Below are 618 nucleotides of genomic sequence, written 5' to 3' on the forward strand. Positions count from 1 at the left end.
CCCCGTAGCGCTTACTTCGTAACGCGCTGCAGCGAAAGAGCTGCGCATTATAAAGAATTATCAGAACCCGTCAACACCATACGGGAAAATAATACCGAAGGCCTCCAGACGCATTCGCCGTGGCTTGTTTGCATTTGTAGACGGGCACTCACGCCCCGTCTTTTGGCCACAAGACATGGATCGCTGATTACCTACGAATGAGCCATACTCATAGACGGCAGACTCTCTACCAGGAACGGCCACCGACAAAGGGCACACAGCAGTGGATCGCCGCTTTGTTCATGGAAGCGGCGCTCGATATGGCTCGAACAGGGTGCCTATGAGCACCCCCTTACACACAACTCACCCCTGATCCATTTTCCTTGCCTGGCGCATGCCTTCGACAAAGACGGCCAGCTGCTGGAGACCGAGCCAGATTGTCTTGGCGCCGGGCTCACCATCATGTCGGCGGGCCAGGAAGCCTCCACGCTGGGCGATCAGGCGCAAGACGGTGTTCAGCGCGGGCACGGCTGTCGGGATGGGCTTCTTGTTCAGGATAAAGGCGGCCCGCCACTCATCGGCTTCGAACGCCATGTCGGCGGGTAAATCGGGCAGGCTCCGACCCAGGCGCATCAGGCG

1 protein-coding gene is annotated in these 618 nt (G+C 58.6%); it reads right to left on the reverse strand.

Features of this window, described 5'->3' with window-relative positions:
• Positions 1–342 precede the first annotated feature (342 nt).
• On the reverse strand, positions 343–618 hold a 276-nt coding region (locus B4920_RS25820; RefSeq protein WP_305847122.1), incomplete at its 5' end, for an IS4 family transposase.

The sequence above is a fragment of the Zoogloea sp. LCSB751 genome (assembly GCF_002028455.1).
In the GTDB taxonomy this organism is placed as follows: Bacteria; Pseudomonadota; Gammaproteobacteria; order Burkholderiales; family Rhodocyclaceae; genus Zoogloea.